Below are 18328 nucleotides of genomic sequence, written 5' to 3'. Positions count from 1 at the left end.
CTAATCAGCCAGAAACCCCACTGAACCCAGAAGGGATTGCGTGATACCCATAGCGGCAAACTGCGTTGTCAGATCGGCATACCCCCCGTGTTGTATTGGCGGAGTGTTCTGCTGTCCGCTTTCAGCCAAAAGTCGTGTTTGACAAATGGATAAATCGACCATTGGCAAAGGCTCGGTAGTCGTGAAGGCTGCAAGCCCATCCGCATATTCAATTGCTGCGTCCCAATCGCCGCGCGCCAGCATGACGGCGCTGGCATCCGAGTAAAAGTGCAGGTGACTGTGCCCCACACATCCCTCGGCAATGATTTCAGACCCCAGGTTCAACAAGCGCGTTTGCTCATCAGGGTTGGTCTCGGCCATTGCCAGAGCCGACAGAGCCTTGGGCCCTACAAAGTTCCGCCCATGTTCAAGCGCGATTTCAACCGCGCGACGCCCAGTCGTACGCGCGCGGTCTGACTGTCCGGTATAAACCTGTGTTCGCGCCAGGTGTTCAAGGGCCTGCGCCTCAAGACGTTTTGCCCCGACGCGTTCCGCAATTTCGGCTGAAACAATGAACGCGTCCAGCGCCTGATCAAGGTTGCCCAGAAAGGTCTCGGCCACGCCCAGGCAGGTCTGTGCAACGCATTCCGGAACAAAGGCAAAGTACTTTTGCGAGATTTCAATAGCCTCAATGGCGTCCGCCTTGCCCTGTGCGACGTCCCCGGTGTAACTGCGCGCGACGCTGAGATTGTGCAGATTGGCAGCCAGATCGCGGACCAGCCCTTTTTCGCGCGCCCGCTCAACAGCCTGCGTATAAAAGCCTGTCGCTGTCTTCATGGTGGCTTTCATGAAGTTTGCATCACCAAATCCGCTTAGCGCCCCTACCTCAAGGCGGGCAGAGCCAAGTTTGCGGGCAAGCGTCAGGGCGCGTTCATTGGCGCTCAGCGCTTCCTTGTCCCGGCCCAGAGGGAAATAAACATTACCGCGCACGTAGCTGATCTGAGCCACATCCCGCTCTGACCCGCAACGCTCGGCGGCGGATTCAGCCATATCGAGTGCCTCCAGGGCATCCTGATACAGGCTGGCTTGCCGTGCGGCCTGCGCCAGCCCGATATGCGCGCGGCTGATTTGCTCATCGGTTTCGGCAACCCGGGCAGCTTCCCGAAATTCACGCAGTGCGTCGCCGGACAGACCCTGAAGCCTGTGCGTCTCAGCACGAGCGCACAGCAGGTCGAACCGGACACCTGCAGGGGACGGCAGTTCCAGGGCGCGTTCGATCAATGGGCTGGCATCGTCGAATCTGAAGGCCTGGATCAGTTTGTCTGCCGCCTCCAGATACGCCTGCGCGGCGTTATTCGCCCCGGCCCGGTCCAGATGCTGTGCGCACAGGGTCGCATCGCGATCCTCGAACCACTTGGCGGCCTGCCTGTGCAGGCGCGCGCGCTCGGATTTGACCAACGTCGCATAGGATCCATCCCGGATCAGCGCGTGGGCGAACATGAGGTCAGGCCCTGCCTCTCGGACCAGCGCGGATCGGATCAGGCTGGTCGTATCCAGATGCCCTTCACCCAGAATGAAGTTCAGAACTTCTGGCGAGAACCGCTGCCCCAATACCGATGCTGCCTGAATGGCGGCGCGGCTGGTTCGATCAAGTGCATCCAGTCGGGACTGAACGATCCCCTGAATACTGCCGGGCACGCTTTGTTGGGTAAGTACATCCGTATTGCGCAACAACTGTTCAAGAAACAGCGGATTGCCCCCGGCGCGTTTGACACAGGTGTCCAGCAACTCGGGGTCGATGGCCGTGAATTCTTCGACCAACAGTCTGGCCTGTTCTTCCCCCATCGGCGCCAGTTCCATCTTGGACACCAGCGCGCCATCGGTTGCCATTTGCCAGTCCCGGTCAATCGGATCGCCTTCGGCCCGGCTTGTCATCATCAACACGCAAGGGATATTCCGCGTTGCCGCCGCTATATGAGAGCAGGTCATCAGGATCTCGGGCGAGGCCCAGTGGATGTCCTCGATCTGGATCAGCAAGGGGGCTTCCTGGCTGCTGGCCGACAGCAACTCTTCAATGACCTGCCGCCGTCCGCGCAGGCGGGTTTTATTGTCCATCACCGCAAACACCTCAGCCAGACCCGAATCCTGCTCCAGCTCAAGCAGCGCATTGAGGTGCGCGGCGTTCGGGGGGCTGACCCAGCCCCTGGCGATTGCGTCCCTAGCCGCTGCGGCAACTGTTTCCGCGCCATCCGACGGGTCAAGACCCAGAATGCTGCGGGCGACCATCTGAATGGCCGAATGCCCTTCGCGCGCGCCGAAATCCATAACGACACCGTTGTGGATCGTGTAGGACTCGCCGGATGCCAGTTCAGCGACTTGCTCGGACAAATGGGTTTTCCCGATCCCGGGCTCACCCAGAATCACATGGACTTCACCCTTGCCGTGGCGTTTGCATCGGTCGAATGTGGCCGAGAACACCGACAGCTCCCGCTCGCGCCCGATGAATTTGTGACGCCGTGTGCGAATGTTCCGGGCCAATCGATCCAGACGCCAAACTTCGACAGGATCATTCAGCCCTTTGATGACCTTCACACCAATGGATTCGCCCACGAAAAGCGGCCCCAACGCGCGCTGAATGTCATGTGAAACCAGAGTCTCACCCCCAGCGGAAATATCCGTAAGGCGGGACGCCAGATTCACCCCATCCCCTGTAACGGTGTATTCCGTATGCGACTGACTTCCGGTCGTACTGGCAATGACCTGACCTGACGCAATACCGATGTGGCAGGAAAGCGGCGGCGACAAGGTCGGTAGAACTGCATGTATCTCGGCAGCAGCACGCGCCGCCCTTTCGGTGTCATTGGTATGTGAAATCGGCGCTCCGAAAACGGCCATGACCGCATCACCGATATGCTTGTCTATACGACCACCATACTTTTCGACGACATTGTCCACTTTGCTGAAGAATTGATTCAGCAGCGCATGCAGATCTTCTGCATCCAGCTCGCTGGATAGTTTCGTGAATGCGGTCAGATCGGCAAACATCACTGTAACCTGTCGGCGCGCGGGCTCGAGCTGCGCGGCAGGTTCAGGCTCTGCTGATGTTTGGCTGGCATCAATCTGTTCAATGGCGCGCAGTAGCCGCCGCCGATCACCGACAGCCGTCACCCCGATTTCGATCAAATCCTCGGCCGTCAAATCTGGCAGGATGGAGAAATCGATTTTGTTGTCTGCGAAGGCCTGCGCGTACTCGTTTAATCCAATTGCGCTCAGCCAGCCCCTCAGGTCCTGAGACATGTTGCCCCTCTGAAGTCCCCCGCTTCATCCTGGAACCTAGCATGTGCACCGCTTCGAGTCTGCTAAAACCAAATTAATTTGTGATTTTGAGCAGGGTTAATCCGGTACTCGTTCTTGTACCAAGCCAGCATTTCCAAATCCGCTCGTCAGGACATACGAACAGCACGTCTGGGTGATCTCGCGGAAGCGGGCTCTTTCCCGGCGGTAAAGATATACCTCTCGCTTGTCTGGCAAATCTGAAATCGGGCGAAAGGCGACCGCATCCGGGATGAATTGCGCGACGGTCTGCGGCAGGACCGTGATCCACTCGCCTGCCCTGACCGTTGTGATCAGCGAGTGCGTGTTGTGAATGCTGACCTCGGCCCGGTCCAGAATCTTTTTGAACGAGGAGGATTCAATAATGTCGCACAAGGCGTTTCGCACGAAGGGTGCCGCCATCAGGTCACAGATTTCGGGCGGTTTGGCCCGTGTCATAAGCGGATGATCGGATGCTGCAACCAGTCCAAAACGATCCTGAAAAAGCGGCTCGGCACTGACCCCATTCAGGGGATGATGGCCAGATGCAATGCCGATATCCGCCTTGTCCCCGGCAACGGCGTCCAGAACATGTTGCGAATCCCCGTCTCGCAACTCGATCTTCAACCCCGGAAAGCGTGATGTCATATGTCCCAGCAAGGCGGGAAAGACCAAGGCCCCCACCGACGGCACGGATACGATACGGATCAACCCATGTTCCGCCTGCGCCGCCATTTCTATGTTCTGAACAGTCTGATCAAAATCGCGCACCTGTTTGAGAGCAAGGTCCAGAACCTGCTGACCCAGCGGCGACAGGTGATTTTTCCGTTCACCTTCAAACAGTTTCTTGCCCAAGTGATCTTCAAACTGCTTCAGCATCATTGAGACGGCGGATTGTGTCCGACCCAGACGGCTGGCAGCCTCGGCAAGGTTTCCGGTTTGGGCCACGGTACAAAAACACCGCAGCATCTCGACTTTCATCGCCATACTTCAAACTTTCTGAAGCTTCCTAAAGTTATTTGAGTTTGACTGATGTTAGCCGAAAGTTCCATCCTGGCCCAAATCGAAATTTGCGAATTTGGGGCCTGACGTGACCAAACTGAACCTGATTGCCGGCGAATGGCTGGCGGGCGAAAGCGAAATTGAAAACCGCAATCCTTCGGATCTAAGCGATCTGGTTGGCATGTTCACACAGGCCAGCGCCGATCAGCTTGAGGCGACGCTGGATCAGGCGCGCGTCGCGCAGGCCGAATGGGCTGCCTACGGGCTGGAGCGAAAACAGGCCGTCCTGAACGCCATCGGCAACGAGTTGATGGCCCGCGCCGAGGAACTCGGCACTCTGCTCAGCCGCGAAGAAGGCAAGCCGCTGGCCGAAGGCAAGGGCGAGGTTTACCGCGCCGGTCAGTTCTTCACGTATTACGCCGCCGAGTGTCTGCGCCAGATCGGTGAAAACGCCGATTCCGTGCGCCCCGATATCGAAGTGGATGTGCGCCGCGAAGCTGTTGGCGTAGTTGCGATCATCAGTCCGTGGAACTTCCCCACTGCAACCGCCTCGTGGAAGATTGCCCCGGCGCTGTGCTATGGCAACGCGGTGGTGTGGAAACCCGCCAACATCACACCCGCCTCGGCTGTGGCCCTGACTGAAATCATCGAACGTCAGGATATCCCGAAAGGTTTGTTCAGCCTTGTGATGGGCTCGGGCCGTTCGGTCGGGCAACGTCTGGTGGAAAGCCCCAAGGTCAATGCGATTTCCTTCACCGGGTCTGTGCCCGTGGGCAAAGGCATCGCCGCCGCGGCGATCCAGAACCTGACCAAGGTGCAAATGGAAATGGGGTCCAAAAACGCGCTGGCCGTGATGGACGACGCCGATCTGGATCTGGCAGTAACTCTGGCGCTGGGCGGGGCCTTTGGCGGTACCGGTCAAAAATGCACCGCCTCATCGCGGCTGGTGGTTCACGCGGGCATCCACGATGCCTTTGTCGAGAAACTGGTTGCCGGAGCGCAGGCAATGAAAGTGGGTCACGCGCTGGAAGCAGGCGTGCAGATGGGCCCCGTCGTCAGCCAGCAGCAGTTGAATGAAAACCTTGCCTATGTCGACCTGGGCAAATCCGAAGGGGCCGAGCTGGCCTGCGGCGGTCAGCGTCTGGAGATGCCCCATGACGGGTTCTACATGTCGCCGGGCGTCTTCCTGAACACCACCAACGACATGCGCATCAACCGCGAAGAAATGTTTGCGCCCCTGACATCCGTCATCAAGGTCGGCAGCTATGACGAGGCGCTGAGTGTGGTCAACGACACCAATTTCGGCCTGACCTCGGGCATCGTGACCAAATCGCTGGCCCGCGCCAACCATTTCCGCCGCAACGCGCGCACCGGTGTTGTGACGGTCAACCTGCCCACCGCTGGCACCGATTACCACGTACCATTCGGTGGCCGGGGCGACAGCTCGTACGGGCCGCGCGAACAGGGTAAGGCAGCGGCTGAATTCTATACAACCGTCAAAACCGCCTATATCAGCGCAGGCCCGGTCTGATGCGGATCGACGGGCTGCAATACGCCAACTGGTCGGAAAAGATCTTCCGCCAACTGCGCGAAGGGGGCGTGGACGCGATCCATGTCACCATCTCTTATCATGAGAATTTCCGCGAAACGGTTCTGAACTTCGAGAAATGGAACCGCTGGTTCGAGCAATATCCGGATCTGATCATGAAAGGCCGGTGGGCCAGTGATATCGACACAGCCCGTGAAACAGGCCGGACCGCCGTGTTTTTCGGATTTCAGAACCCTTCGCCCATTGAAGACGATATCGGGCTGGTCGGAATCCTGCACGATCTGGGCGCGCGGTTCATGCAACTGACCTATAACAACCAATCCCTGCTGGCGACCGGTTGTTATGAGGCCGAAGACACCGGCATCACCCGCATGGGCAAGCAGGTCATCAAAGAGATGAACCGCGTGGGCCTTGTGGTCGACATGAGCCATTCGGCAGACCGGTCCACGATCGAGGCGGCTGAAATCTCGGACCGGCCCATCGCGATTACACACGCCAATCCGCACGAATGGTCCCCGGCCCTGCGCAACAAACGAGATGATGTTATCCGCGCCGTGACGGAAAACGGTGGGATGCTGGGTTTTTCGGTCTACCCTCACCACTTGAAGGACAAGTCAGATTGCACACTGGAAAGCTTTTGCGAGATGATCGCCCGCACTGCGGACAAATATGGAGCCAGTCATCTGGGGATCGGCACTGACCTGTGCCAGGATCAGCCTGACAGCATCGTTGAATGGATGCGTGTGGGGCGGTGGACAAAAGAAATCGACTATGGCGAAGGCTCGGCCTCTGCGCCGGGGTTTCCACCAATGCCGGGCTGGTTTCAGGACAACCGAGACTTTGGAAACATCGAACAAGGGTTACGCGCGACCGGCCTGAACGATGACGAAGTGGCCGGGATCATGGGCAGGAACTGGTATCGGTTCTTTGCCGAGAACTTCGTCCCACAAAGGTAACCAAATGGAACCACACGCGCAGACAGAGATCGCCAGACGTGACCCCGCTATGGTCATGCGGTTGTCACGGCTGGGATCACTGCATCAATGTCGGCTCAGCTTTATGCGGCAACTGACACGCCGCATGGCCGATGAAAACTGGAGCTTTTCGCGCCCTGCATTTGAAATTGACGACAAAGGTGTCGGCCATGCGGTCTATACCGCGCAAGGCCCCGATCGCGCCTATTCGCTGGTCGCCTTTGCCCATGACCTGCCTGCCGATCAACGGTCAGACCGGGTTATCGCCGAAGCCTGGGACGCCACCTTTGCACTGTTCGATGGCATCCCCACGCCAGAAGACATTGATCGCCTGTCGCAGAACGTGCCGCTGCAAGAGGCAGGGCGTGTCGGCGAAACCGAATTGTCACTGTCACGCGCCAACCGTTCCGTGCGACTCTGGGCTCATGTGGTGGATCGTCTGGCTGCGGGCCAGCAACCGGACCTGGAACAGATTTATCAGGTCGGCTATCTGATGAGGACCACGGCCGTTTATGGGTCGGGCAAATTCGGCGCTGCGGATCGTGAGAAAACGGCGGACCGGGATGAGGTCAGTGGTCCCTTCCAGATCGAAATGCTGTCAGTCTATCTGACCCGGGTTTTTGTACGCGATCTGGTGCAATATATGGCGCAGGTCAAAGGCGGGGGTCAGACCGTCGCGCTTGATCCTGAAATCGCACGCTGGCTGGGCATCGGAAATTCCACAGGACTGGGAATGGCGCCGTTCATCGTGAACCATCCCGTTCTGTTCAACAACTGGATCATGGCGCGGGAACAGGCCATCTCGCGCGTGCGGTCAATTAAGACAGCGACCGAAAAAGACGCACGCGTCTTTCGCGACGTTTTCGCGCGCAGCAAACAGTCAATCGCGTGGTGGCAATCCGAACACCCGATACAGGTTGAAAAACTCGCTGCGCTAAAGGACGACCTGAATTCGATCGACGTATTTCTGGCTACAGACGACCTGACACAAGACCATCCGTGGGATCGCATGATCCGATGGTCGGAAACCGCGCTTAGCGAAGAAGGCCAGGAGTTGCTGGCCTCACTGATCCTTGAGCCTTACGGAGATGTCGTGGATGGGCTGTCCAGCTGCATGGCGGACACAAACACGGCTGCACAGGTTATTGATGGAACAATGCCGGTGTCAGGGGTGCGTACCTTGATCCGGAACAGTTTTGACTGGGCGCTGGATCTTGATTGGAGTGATCCGAAAAACTGCGCGCGCGCCTGGTACGTTTCCGAAGAGAAACTTGAACCCAGACTGGGTGAACGGTTTGAAGAACCAATTGCGGACTATGAACAACCGCTCGCGCCCGCGCGTGATGCGGCGATGGCTTTCAGGGCTCTGCAAGACTGGCCGGATGATGCGCCGATAGCAGAATTTCTTTTGCGCCACCCCGAGCATCGCCACACCGTACGCCGCGCCCAAATCAGCCGTATCGCGCCATATGGTGAGATTCATGACAACACAATCGGCGCGAAAGTGATGCCCATCGATATGTTGCGCGCAAAGCTGTCCTTCTTTGGCGCGACGCATTTCGACCCTCGTTCAGATCGCTGGGTCCGCATCTGCATGTATGCCGGCGCCCCCTACCCTGATGAGCTAAATACCGCGAACGCAGATTTGTGGGTTTATCCGGAGGTTGCGCAATGACTTTTTCATTGAACGAAGTCGAAGCAACCGCCAAACGCGCAACCCGCGGGGCCGGATATGCCTGGGGCGTGGCGGAAGAGGCTGCAAAAGCCACCCGTTGGCTAAGCGCCCAAGGGTTCGACGGGCCCGCTATTCTGGCCCAACTGCTCAAACGTGAATATGCGCCCTGTCTGGAACGCCACATTCCTGTGCTTCAGAACGGAGTATGGGTTGGCGAACAAGACCTGTGCCCCCTGATGACTGGAGCTGTGATATCGGATTCCCCGACCGTCCTGTCCCAAGGCACCATTGCGATTTCAAATCTCGCAGCACCGCTGCTGTTGCTGCCCTTTGTCGCTGCGGGGGCCAAAAAGCTGGGAACGACCGTAAAAGTCACCTTCGACGGGTATTCTGCGACAACTGATGGTGTTCATCTAAGCTGTGCAGACAGCAATTTGGACCGCGCTGATCATGTTGAGATAACCGAGGGCGACCACATTCAAAACGGTCGCCCCCTGCTAAGCCGTGCCGCCCCAAATGCAGAGGCGTGGCAGATCCTCAACTCCATGGCGCACCGTACATATGCCCCTGCAACTGAAGAATCCCGACTGCTTGGCGCTGGTTCCGGCCTGTCGGACAATGACTGAAGGATCATCAGATGACCGAGACCCAAACCCTGTCGCTTGCCGAAATCGAAAAGCTGTCCTTCACCGCGTTGGTTGCCGCTGGCACAAATGAAGAAAACGCGCGCCCTTTGGCCGTGGCCACGGCGGCAACCGAAGCGGATGGGGTGGCCAGCCATGGTCTGGCTTACATTCCGATTTACTGTGAACATGTACAATGCGGTAAAGTCGACGGTCAGGCAGTACCGGCGCTGGAAACCCCGCGCCCCGGCCTTATCCGCGTAGACGCTGCGACCGGGTTCGCACATGCAGCCATTGAAATGGGCTTCGAAGCATTGATCCCGGCGGCTCGTGAACAGGGCATCGCGGCCCTTGCGATCACCAACAGCTACAATTGCGGTGTGTTGGGTTATCACACGTATCGACTGGCGCAGGCGGGTCTGGTTGGTCTTGGATTCACCAATGCACCAGCATCCATTGCACCTTCGGGTGGATCGAAGCCCGTTGTCGGCACCAACCCGTTCTCTGTTGCGGTGCCGGGCCCAGACGGGCAACCCGCCTTGCTGATTGATCAGAGCGCCAGCACCATCGCCAAAAGCGAAGTGATGAAACACGCCAGAGAAGGCAAGGCCATCCCGGTCGGCTGGGCACTGGACCCGGACGGAAACCCGACAACAGACCCGAATGTCGGTCTGAAAGGAAGCATGGCCCCATCCGGCGGGTACAAAGGTGTGGGTATCGCTTTGCTGACTGAAATCATGGCGGCGGCTTTGACAGGATCTACTCTTGGGCTGCATGCCTCTCCGTTCTCGGGTACGGTCGGGGGTCCACCGAAAACCGGGCAGTTCTTCATCGCTATTGACCCTGCGGTTTCGTCAAATGGACTGTTTTCAACCGCAATATCGGATCTGGTCGCGTCGATCAGAGATCAGGACGGCGCGCACCTGCCCGGAGATGGGCGCCGTGCATGTCGCCTTGCCGCAGGTCAAAAAGGTGTCGCCGTCAACACTGCTACATTGGCCAGAATTGACGCGATAATTCAGGAAAACAGTTAAGAGCAGCCACCAGACCGGGCGGATGTGGTGGCCGCTTGCGCCTAGTTCACGAAATGCAGCGTGTCGAATTCACTACGCCAGGCAGAGACTTCCGAAGCGACAGGCGCGTCGTCCAGTCCTCGCCTGATCAAATCGGCGAGGCGATCAGCATCTCGAGAGGTCATGCCCCAGCGAACCAATTCAGGAGTGCCAATCCGCAACCCGTTCAAGTCCCCTTCAACCGGCTTGACAGGCAATCCGATGCCGCACGCAAGAAACCCGCTTTCGCGAAGCTTCTTCGATGCCGCCTGCCCTCCGCCATAGGGCTCTGCCAGAACCGCGAACTGATGCGAATTGGTGAAGCCTTCCGCACCCTCAAAGACGCGAACACCCTGCGCATCCAACGCTGCGGCCAGTGCTTTTGACAATGCGATCATCTCGTTCGCGTACGCCTGACCAAAGTCTTTCCAATCCAGCATGGTAACCGCAAGCGCGGCCGTTTTGGCGGCATCGAAATTGGCTGTCATCCCGGGAAAAGCAATTGCATCCAATGATTTGGCAATGTCGACATCATTCGACACGATCAATCCACCTGCTGGTCCACCAAGGCTTTTATAGGTGCTCATGGTCATGAAATGCGCGCCCTCATTCAACGGGTTCGACCATGCACGCCCCGCGATTATCCCGCACTGATGCGCGGCATCGAACATGACTTTCGCTCCAACTTCGTCCGCAATGGCCCGCACCTCGGCAACAGGGTGTTCAAAAAGGTTCAGACTTCCGCCGATCGTGATCAGCTTGGGGCGCTCAGCCCGCGCCAGGTCGCGCAGTTGGTCCAGATCGACTGTGTAGCCATTTGTGTTAACCGGTGCCTCGATCGTGCGCAGCCCGAACAGCCCTGCACAGCCCGCAGTATGATGGGTCACATGGCCGCCGATCATTGCGGGTGGCGCAATGATTGTATCCCCCGGCTTACAGGTCGCCATGAAGCCATAAAGATTTGCAATTGCGCCCGACGGCACACGAACCTCTGCAAATCGGGCATCAAAGACCTCTGCACAAAGCTCGGCCGCGATGACTTCGATTTCTTCGATTGCTTCCAGCCCCATTTCATATTTGTCACCGGGATAGCCCAGCGAAGGCCGCGACCCGATGCCCGACGACAAAAGCGCCTCGGCCTTGGGGTTCATGACATTGGTCGCGGGGTTGAGGTTGAAACACTCTTTCTCGTGAATGCGGCGGTTTTCCTCTGCCAGATGCGCGATCCGGTCCAATAGGTCGCCAGACGATGCCGATGCTGTCTTTGTCGCGATATTCTGAACCAATGTTTCGCTTGCGGTGGGCACCCAGTCTCTATGTGCAAGTGTCATCTGACATCCTCCTGTTTCGTGCACTGTGACTGCTGCTGCGTGACTTCGCAAAGCAGATTTGTTATTTCTTGGCGTAGAAAAACTAAGGCTAAGGTGATGAGCGTTTCCCCAAAACGTCCCAAAGGGCCCCCACTGAACGCAATGCGCGCGTTTGAGGCAGCGGCGCGCCACATCAGCTTTGTCGCCGCGGCTGAAGAGTTGAACGTCACACCGGGTGCAATCTCGCAACACGTCAAAACGCTGGAAGGCTGGGCCGGTGCAGCACTTTTTCGGCGCAACGCGCAAGGCGTAGAACTCACGCCCGAGGGGCAGTCGCTTGTCGCTGAATTTACCAGGGCTTTTGACCAATTGGCCGACGCGGCCCGTGCGCTGCGCAACCTTAAACCCAATGCAGATTTTCATATCGCTGCTTTACCGGCCATTGCTCAGCTCTGGCTTCCCAAAAGGCTGCGCCAGATCCGATCTCAATTTCCTGACATCAGTTTTTCCGTCACTGCGCTGGAAGCGCCGCCGAGCCTGGGGCGCGAACTGTTCGACCTGTCAATCTTCTTCGCTCCACCGGACGGCACGGCCAATCAGGTGGTCGTTTGCCCGGACGAGATCGTGCCGGTTTGCGCCCCGGCGCTTAAGGACCAAGTTTGCCGCGCAAACGGTTTTCTGGGCGTACCGTTGCTGCACGATCTGGTGTGGAACGAAGATTGGACCAAATGGGCCCAACACTCTGGCTATGACCTGCATAGTGCCAAGGGCGGTGCTCAATTCTCCCTCTACAGTCTGGCCGTAGAGGAGGCGAAGGCCGGCGCAGGTATACTGATGGGACACCTGTGCCTGATCGAAGACGCCTTGGCCACAGGCGAGCTGACAGCTGCGCACACCAAATTGTTCCCAACCGACCGATCTCTGGTTATCCAAATGCCACAACGAACCCGCAGGAGACCGGAAACGGACCAGATTATCGCATGTTTGTCCCGTTGACCCAAATTGTCCCAGACCTCAGCGCGGGATAGATGGGAACTGAAAGGGGGGCGAAAGATTGCCCAAAACACCGGGCACTTATCTTCGTCAAACTCGAACGCTTGGTCCCAACTTTGCATGTTCAATCATGTTTGGGTACACACGAAAAACTGTCAGAGCGCTTCCGCAATCGTGGCCGCTCGGTTTGGCCAGCGACACGTGGAGGGTTACAGTGCACCGCGCCCGTCGAAGAAAGGCTGCGTCAAACGGGTTTAGTCGGTCTCAGCTTTTGGCTTTGCCTGCGACCTTGGAGGCAGCTTCCATGTTTTCGCCGATGATGTCTGCTTCTGTTTCGCTTACGTATTTTGCACAGCGCGACACCATTTCGAACCATTCACGTGCGTCTTCCACCATTCGTTCCATGGAATGGCGTTGCCATTCGGCGACGGCTTGCATCGTTTTGCTTGGATCTGGGCTGTCGCCAAACGTAGCTTCCCGGGCAGTTTGCAGCGCGGTGCGTGCAGCCTCATGGCGGCGCTTGAACCAGAGGCGGGAGTATTCCTCCGCCTCGCTCAGCAGGTGGTCCTGCGCTTTCCAAAACTGCTCAATCTGCGGCGTCACCGCGGAGTTCATGGACATCATGCCCTGCATGGATTTCAACACGTCGGTAAGGGCTTCCTGTGTCTCGATTTCGGCTGATTTTGTGGGCATTTGAACTCTCCCTAGAAAAGAAGACGGTGATTAATTTTACCACACCCAGAGGTGCACTCACATTAACCGAGATCAAATTCACTGGGTAATTCGCGCCGTCGTTTCACAATACGCCCGTCCACAACATACACGGTCGGTTGATATCAACTCATCTGGGCGACTGACCGTCTGAACATAACCAGACTTGTCATCAACAGGGCCAGACCCAACACAGCCATCCAAACGAATTCCGGCCAGACCGTTTCGATTCCAGCACCTTTGAAAACAATTGCTTGGCTGGCTGACATATAGTGGCGCGATGGCAGAAACAGCGTTCCGGCTTGCAACCAGCCTGGTTGCCCTTCGACTGGTGTTTCCCCTCCGGACAGCATCAGCATTGGCAGGACAATCAGCATGACCAGAAGCGCAAATTGCGCCATTGAGCGCGCGATCGTCGCCAGAAATACCCCAAGCGCCGTAGCTGTAAACAGAAAAAGTGCGGTTCCAAATAGGAACAGTGTCTTTGATCCGGCAATGCGAATGTCCAACGAACCCTGCATGACAAAAGTCAGCGATAACCCCGCAGCGATCAGAACAACGGCCGCATTGGCCCAGATTTTTGCCATCGCAATGTCGAGCGGAGTTAGAGGCATGGCGAGCAGATGCTCAATTGTTCCATGCTCTCTCTCCCGGATCATGGCAGCGCCGGTCAGGATGGTCGTGAGCCACATGATCTGACCGATCAGCGCAACGATGCCCGCAAAACGCACCGTATCTCTGTTTGGGTTGAAGGCACTTCTCAGAATGACATTGATTGCGGGAGGATCTACGAGGTCAACACCAACTGCAAAGCGATGGATTTCAGCGCTCAATATACTGGTGATGTAATTGGCGCCGATACCTGCCTGCTCCATAGCCGTGGCGTCTATCAGAACCTGTATCTCTGGTGTGCTTCTGGCGCGCAGGTCTTTTTCAAAACCTGGAGGAATGGCAACGATGAAGATAAACCGCCCGGCATCCATGTGCGCTGGGCCGGTCCCCGGTTCAATTTGCACGACCGGTTGAAACTCCGGTGGGAAAAACGCAGTGGCAAGGGTGCGCGATAGTGGAGAGTTATCCTCATCTGCAAATGCGATTGAGGCGTTATTCACCGAGCTTGCAACGCCTGTTGCTTCCATGATCGGAGCCAGCGTGAATGACCAGACCAGCAAGGCCATCATCACCCAATCGCGGCGCAGGCTCATCATTTCCTTCAACCCCAGCCAGAATATGCAAAAAAGGCGCTGCATTCACTTCTCCTGCGCGCGCAGGCAAAGGGCGGCGGCGAGTGTCAGCACTGGACCGAAACAGGCAAGCGCAAGAATGTCCGGGGCAAGTGATTCCCACCCCAAGCCCTTGGTGAACGCGCCGACGTTCAGGTGCAGAAAATAGGAAGATGGCCAGAGCGAGCCGATGAACTGAGCCCCCCCTTCCAAAGTGGAAACGGGCTGCAACAGGCCCGAGAACTGGATGGTCGGCACAACCGAGGCGATGGCTGTCGCAAATGTCGCTGCCACCTGGCTGGATGTCATTGTGGCAATCAGCAATCCATAGGACGTCGTTGCCCAGATATACAAAAACGCACCAACCGCTAGCGGAATGGGATCGCCTTTGAGCGGCACACCGAAGACGAGAATGGTCATCGCTGCCAGCAACAGAAAGTTTGCAAAAGCAATTGCAATATAGGGAATTTGCTTACCAATCAGGAATTCGAGCCGGGTTGTCGGTGTTACGTAGAAATTCACCACAGATCCCAGCTCACGCTCACGCGCGACACTGACCGCCGTCAAGACGGCCGGCAACATGATAAGCAAAATCGCCGGCATGGCCGGGGCCATTGCTGCAATGCTTTCAAAACTCTGATTGTAGCGAAATCGCGGTTCTATCCGGGCAATCTCGAAGTCCCGTTGCCCCGTCTTTCGGGCGTGTTCGTCCAGAAAGGACTGATGCAGTCCCGCGACATATCCTTCAACGGTCTCGCCTTTGAACGGAATGGCACCATCGACTGTCGCGAGGACCTGTGTTGGCTCGCCTGTGCGCAGCTTACGACCGAAGTTCGGTGGCAACTCTAAGACCAGTGAAACGTCTCCTGCCTGGAGCCGGTTGTGGCCTTCCATAGCGCTTTCCAATGGCGGCGTGGGTTTGAAATAGGACGACCCCGCGAACTCAGTTGCATAGGCACGGCTCTCAGGACCCTGAGAAAGGTCTAGAACGGCAAAGTCCAGTTCATCAATGTCAAGCGTGATGCCAAAGCAGAAAACCAACATCAAAATGGCTGACCCAAGAAACGCAAAGGCAAGGCGCACAGGATCGCGCGCCACCTCGACGGCCTCGCGTCGCGTATAGGCCAGTGCGCGCCCGACACTGCCACCGACGTGTTTGGAATTGGTGGCCAAATCAACTCTCGGTGCTTCAACCGGCGCCGGTCTTTCTGCCGCCTCCAGAATTGAGATGAACGCAGCCTCAAGGCTGTCGGCGCTTTCAGCGGCGATCAATTCGGCTGGTGTGCCTTCTGCCAAGACCTGGCCTGCGTGCATAAACGAAACACGGTCACATCGTTCTGCTTCTGCCATGAAATGGGTGGAGACAAAGATCGTTACCGCGTCTTGTCGGGACAACTCGACGAGCAAGGCCCAAAACGTATCTCGCGCCTCTGGGTCCACTCCGGATGTCGGCTCATCCAATATCAGCACACGCGGGCGATGGATGATCGCAACCGCCAGCGACAGGCGCTGTTTGATCCCAAGGGGCAGGGCGGCCGCAAGGGTATCACGATGCGTGCCGAGTCCGAATCGTTCCGTCAGTTCCGAAATGCGCGCGTCGCGGTCAGGGATTGCGAAAATCCGGGCGTGCAACTGAAGGTTCTGATACACTGACAATTCACCGTACAATGAAAACGCCTGACTCATGTACCCAATCTCGCGGCGCACCTTTCGATCCCTGGCGTCAACGGGTTTGCCGAATAACAATGCCTCGCCTGAGCTTGCAGGCAGCAAACCGGTCAGCATTTTCATCGTCGTGGATTTTCCGCATCCGTTTGATCCCAGAAACCCGAAAATCTCTCCGCGATTGATCGAGAAATCAACGTTGTTCACGGCGATGAAATCGCCAAAGCGCCGTGTCAGCCCGCGTGCAGTAATCACGGGATCCGATTTGATCTGTCGAACGATTGATTGACCCGGCGCTGAACCAGATGCCTCGTCTGCCCGCAAGCGTCGGTACGCAGTTTCGAAGTCCTTATCGGCACGCTTCAATTCGGCGGGTTTACCCTGAAAGATGACGCGACCTGCGTCCATCGCGACGATCCAGTCAAAGCCTTCGGCCTCCTCCATATAGGCTGTAGACACAAGGACAGAGAGCTTGGGGTTTTCCGTTCGGATAGCGTCGATCAATGCCCAAAACTGTCGACGCGACAACGGATCAACCCCGGTTGTTGGCTCATCCAGAACCAGGAGTTTGGGGTCATGAATCAACGCACAGCACAGGCCAAGCTTCTGTTTCATTCCACCAGAAAGCCTGCCCATCAGGCGATCCTCAAATGGTGCAAGCGCGGTCGCTGTCAGCAATGCGGTGATCCGGGCGTCACGCTCGTCGTGTCCCTGTCCGAAAAGGCCCGAGAAGAACTCCAAATTTTCGCGTACCGACAGTTCTGAATAGAGATTCCGACCCAAACCTTGCGGCATGAATGCGATCGCAGGGCATATTCGTCTACGATGAGTGGGCTCATCAATCGCTCCGCCCAGAACGTCGATTGATCCGGATTGAAGCTTTTTTGCACCGGTGATCAACCCAAGCAATGTGGACTTGCCCACCCCGTCTGGGCCAATGAAGCCGACAAGCTGTCCGGTTGGAAGGTCCAAGGTTACAGAGTTCAACGCGATGTGTTTTCGATACCTGTGTGTAACACCGGCAATTCGAAACTCTGACGAGGCGACTGTGGCATTCATTCGAACAGCTCTTGCGGGATGGGCTGTTCAAGCGCCTCGGGCCATGCGCTGGTGGGATCGATCCGTATCACGGCAATGCCGCGCAGGCCCGTTTTTACGTGTTCAATCCGGCTTTCAACCAGGTCCTGGGGGATACGAACGCGGACACGAAAGACCAGTTGCTCGCGTTCATCCAGAGTCTCGACTTGTTTGGGCGTGAATTGCGCCTCGGGAGAAACAAAGCTGACATATGCAGGTGTGGCGTATTCGGGTAAAGCATCAAGCACGATGCGAGCTTCGGCTCCAATCGGCAACAGCCCGGCTTCCCGCGCAGGAAGGAAAACTTCCATATACACGTTCTCGAGACTGAGAAGGGTCAGGATCGGTTCACCCGCTCCGACGACCTCGCCCGGCTCGGCCAATCGATAAAGAACGCGACCCGGCATTGGTGCCAGCAAGGAACTGTCTTCGATTTGCGCCTCAATCCTGCGCACCTCGGCTTCTGCAGCGGCAATCCGGCTTTCTGCGGTTGCAACTCGGGCTTTGGCGGCACCCAACACAGCAGACGCAACTTGGTGGATGGTTTCACGTTCCTCAAAAACTGTCTTAGAGATATTGTTCCCGGTCAGTAGCGCTGTAGCACGTTCAAGTTCCTGCGCCGCCCGACGTTGCTCACTTTGGCGTTGCAGAACCAAGGCTTCAGCTTCTGCTTTTGTCTGGCGCGCCAAGGCGACCTCGGCTTTTGCCCGGTCCAGCGCTGCAGACAATTCGTCTATATCCATCCTGGCAAGTACATCACCGGCGGCGACCATGCCGCCTTCAGGTGCCAGAACTTTGGCAACACGCCCGGCGATCGTTGGCGCAATTTCAACCTGCTCTGCCTCAATCCTTCCATTACCCTGTACGAAGCCACTCGGCAATTGATCGCCGTCTTGGGAGATGACGGAGTAAACAACCGCGCCAGCAACCACGATGACTACCAGAGCAAAAAAGATGGGCGAACTCTTCTTCATAGCTTTTGCCAGATCGTTGAATGCGACGGTCAGTCTAGTGCCTGGCAGGATTGGGGACTTTGCGATGGATCAAGCGTTTCCAAAGCATGCTTGGGGGAACAACATATCCTGTTGGTCGGAATGGACGTGTCGCGGTTTGCTGCCGCTCCTTTGATAGCATTTATTGCAGCAAAGGAGACGAACTATGGGACTGAAACGGACGGACGAAT

13 protein-coding genes are annotated in these 18328 nt (G+C 57.1%); 6 read left to right on the top strand and 7 right to left on the bottom strand.

Annotated features, from left to right (window positions below):
• Together ACR0J7_RS11685 and ACR0J7_RS11680 are read right to left on the bottom strand one after the other, a co-directional pair.
• Positions 1-3276: an ATP-binding protein gene (locus ACR0J7_RS11685; protein ID WP_480914369.1), complete on the bottom strand. Its 3276-nt coding sequence runs from the start codon at positions 3274-3276 to the stop codon at positions 1-3.
• Positions 3277-3372: 96 nt separating this feature from the next.
• Positions 3373-4278, bottom strand: a complete 906-nt coding sequence (locus ACR0J7_RS11680; protein ID WP_480914367.1) for a LysR family transcriptional regulator — start codon at positions 4276-4278, stop codon at positions 3373-3375.
• Between the two features lie 103 nt (positions 4279-4381).
• Here ACR0J7_RS11680 and ACR0J7_RS11675 point away from each other — a divergent pair, with 103 nt between their 5' ends.
• From ACR0J7_RS11675 to ACR0J7_RS11655, 5 genes are read left to right on the top strand one after another with little or no spacing between them, the layout of a single operon-like run.
• On the top strand, positions 4382-5824 hold the full coding sequence (locus ACR0J7_RS11675; protein ID WP_480914366.1) for an aldehyde dehydrogenase family protein: 1443 nt from the start codon (positions 4382-4384) through the stop codon (positions 5822-5824).
• The gene (locus tag ACR0J7_RS11670; RefSeq protein WP_480914364.1) at positions 5824-6798 is read left to right on the top strand and encodes a membrane dipeptidase; all 975 of its coding nucleotides are present in this window, start codon (positions 5824-5826) and stop codon (positions 6796-6798) included. The genes ACR0J7_RS11675 and ACR0J7_RS11670 overlap by 1 nt, the downstream gene beginning before the upstream one ends.
• A 4-nt stretch (positions 6799-6802) precedes the next feature.
• Complete coding sequence (locus tag ACR0J7_RS11665) at positions 6803-8491, top strand: hypothetical protein (RefSeq protein WP_480914362.1); 1689 nt, start codon at positions 6803-6805, stop codon at positions 8489-8491.
• Positions 8488-9117, top strand: a complete 630-nt coding sequence (locus ACR0J7_RS11660) for a DUF3726 domain-containing protein (RefSeq protein WP_480900083.1) — start codon at positions 8488-8490, stop codon at positions 9115-9117. Before ACR0J7_RS11665 ends, ACR0J7_RS11660 begins: the two co-directional genes overlap by 4 nt.
• A gap of 11 nt (positions 9118-9128) precedes the next feature.
• Complete coding sequence (locus tag ACR0J7_RS11655; RefSeq protein ID WP_480900085.1) at positions 9129-10148, top strand: Ldh family oxidoreductase; 1020 nt, start codon at positions 9129-9131, stop codon at positions 10146-10148.
• Positions 10149-10189: 41 nt separating this feature from the next.
• Here the strand turns inward: ACR0J7_RS11655 and ACR0J7_RS11650 are convergent, their stop codons facing one another.
• Positions 10190-11497: an aminotransferase class I/II-fold pyridoxal phosphate-dependent enzyme gene (locus ACR0J7_RS11650; protein WP_480900087.1), complete on the bottom strand. Its 1308-nt coding sequence runs from the start codon at positions 11495-11497 to the stop codon at positions 10190-10192.
• A gap of 96 nt (positions 11498-11593) precedes the next feature.
• Between ACR0J7_RS11650 and ACR0J7_RS11645 the strand changes: the two genes are divergently transcribed.
• Entirely contained in the window at positions 11594-12472 is an 879-nt protein-coding gene (locus tag ACR0J7_RS11645) for a LysR family transcriptional regulator (RefSeq protein WP_480900089.1), read from the top strand.
• Between the two features lie 261 nt (positions 12473-12733).
• On the opposite strand, the gene ACR0J7_RS11640 is transcribed toward ACR0J7_RS11645, so the two are convergent.
• The 4 genes from ACR0J7_RS11640 to ACR0J7_RS11625 all read right to left on the bottom strand — a co-directional run bounded on the left by ACR0J7_RS11640 (position 12734) and on the right by ACR0J7_RS11625 (position 18119).
• The gene (locus ACR0J7_RS11640; protein ID WP_480483860.1) at positions 12734-13162 is read right to left on the bottom strand and encodes a phasin family protein; all 429 of its coding nucleotides are present in this window, start codon (positions 13160-13162) and stop codon (positions 12734-12736) included.
• 143 nt (positions 13163-13305) lie between these two features.
• A complete protein-coding gene (locus ACR0J7_RS11635) occupies positions 13306-14430 on the bottom strand; it encodes an ABC transporter permease (protein ID WP_480483859.1) in 1125 nt (374 codons plus the stop codon).
• The gene (gene rbbA / locus ACR0J7_RS11630) at positions 14431-17127 is read right to left on the bottom strand and encodes a ribosome-associated ATPase/putative transporter RbbA (protein WP_480832793.1); all 2697 of its coding nucleotides are present in this window, start codon (positions 17125-17127) and stop codon (positions 14431-14433) included. It lies immediately after the preceding gene.
• On the bottom strand, positions 17124-18119 hold the full coding sequence (locus ACR0J7_RS11625) for an HlyD family secretion protein (RefSeq protein ID WP_480483857.1): 996 nt from the start codon (positions 18117-18119) through the stop codon (positions 17124-17126). The genes rbbA and ACR0J7_RS11625 overlap by 4 nt, the downstream gene beginning before the upstream one ends.
• Between the last annotated feature and the right edge of the window lie 209 nt (positions 18120-18328).

It is taken from the genome of Ruegeria sp. O4, assembly GCF_056535125.1.
The sequence above is the reverse complement of the archived record's forward strand: the minus strand, read 5'-3'. Positions and strand labels throughout refer to the sequence as shown.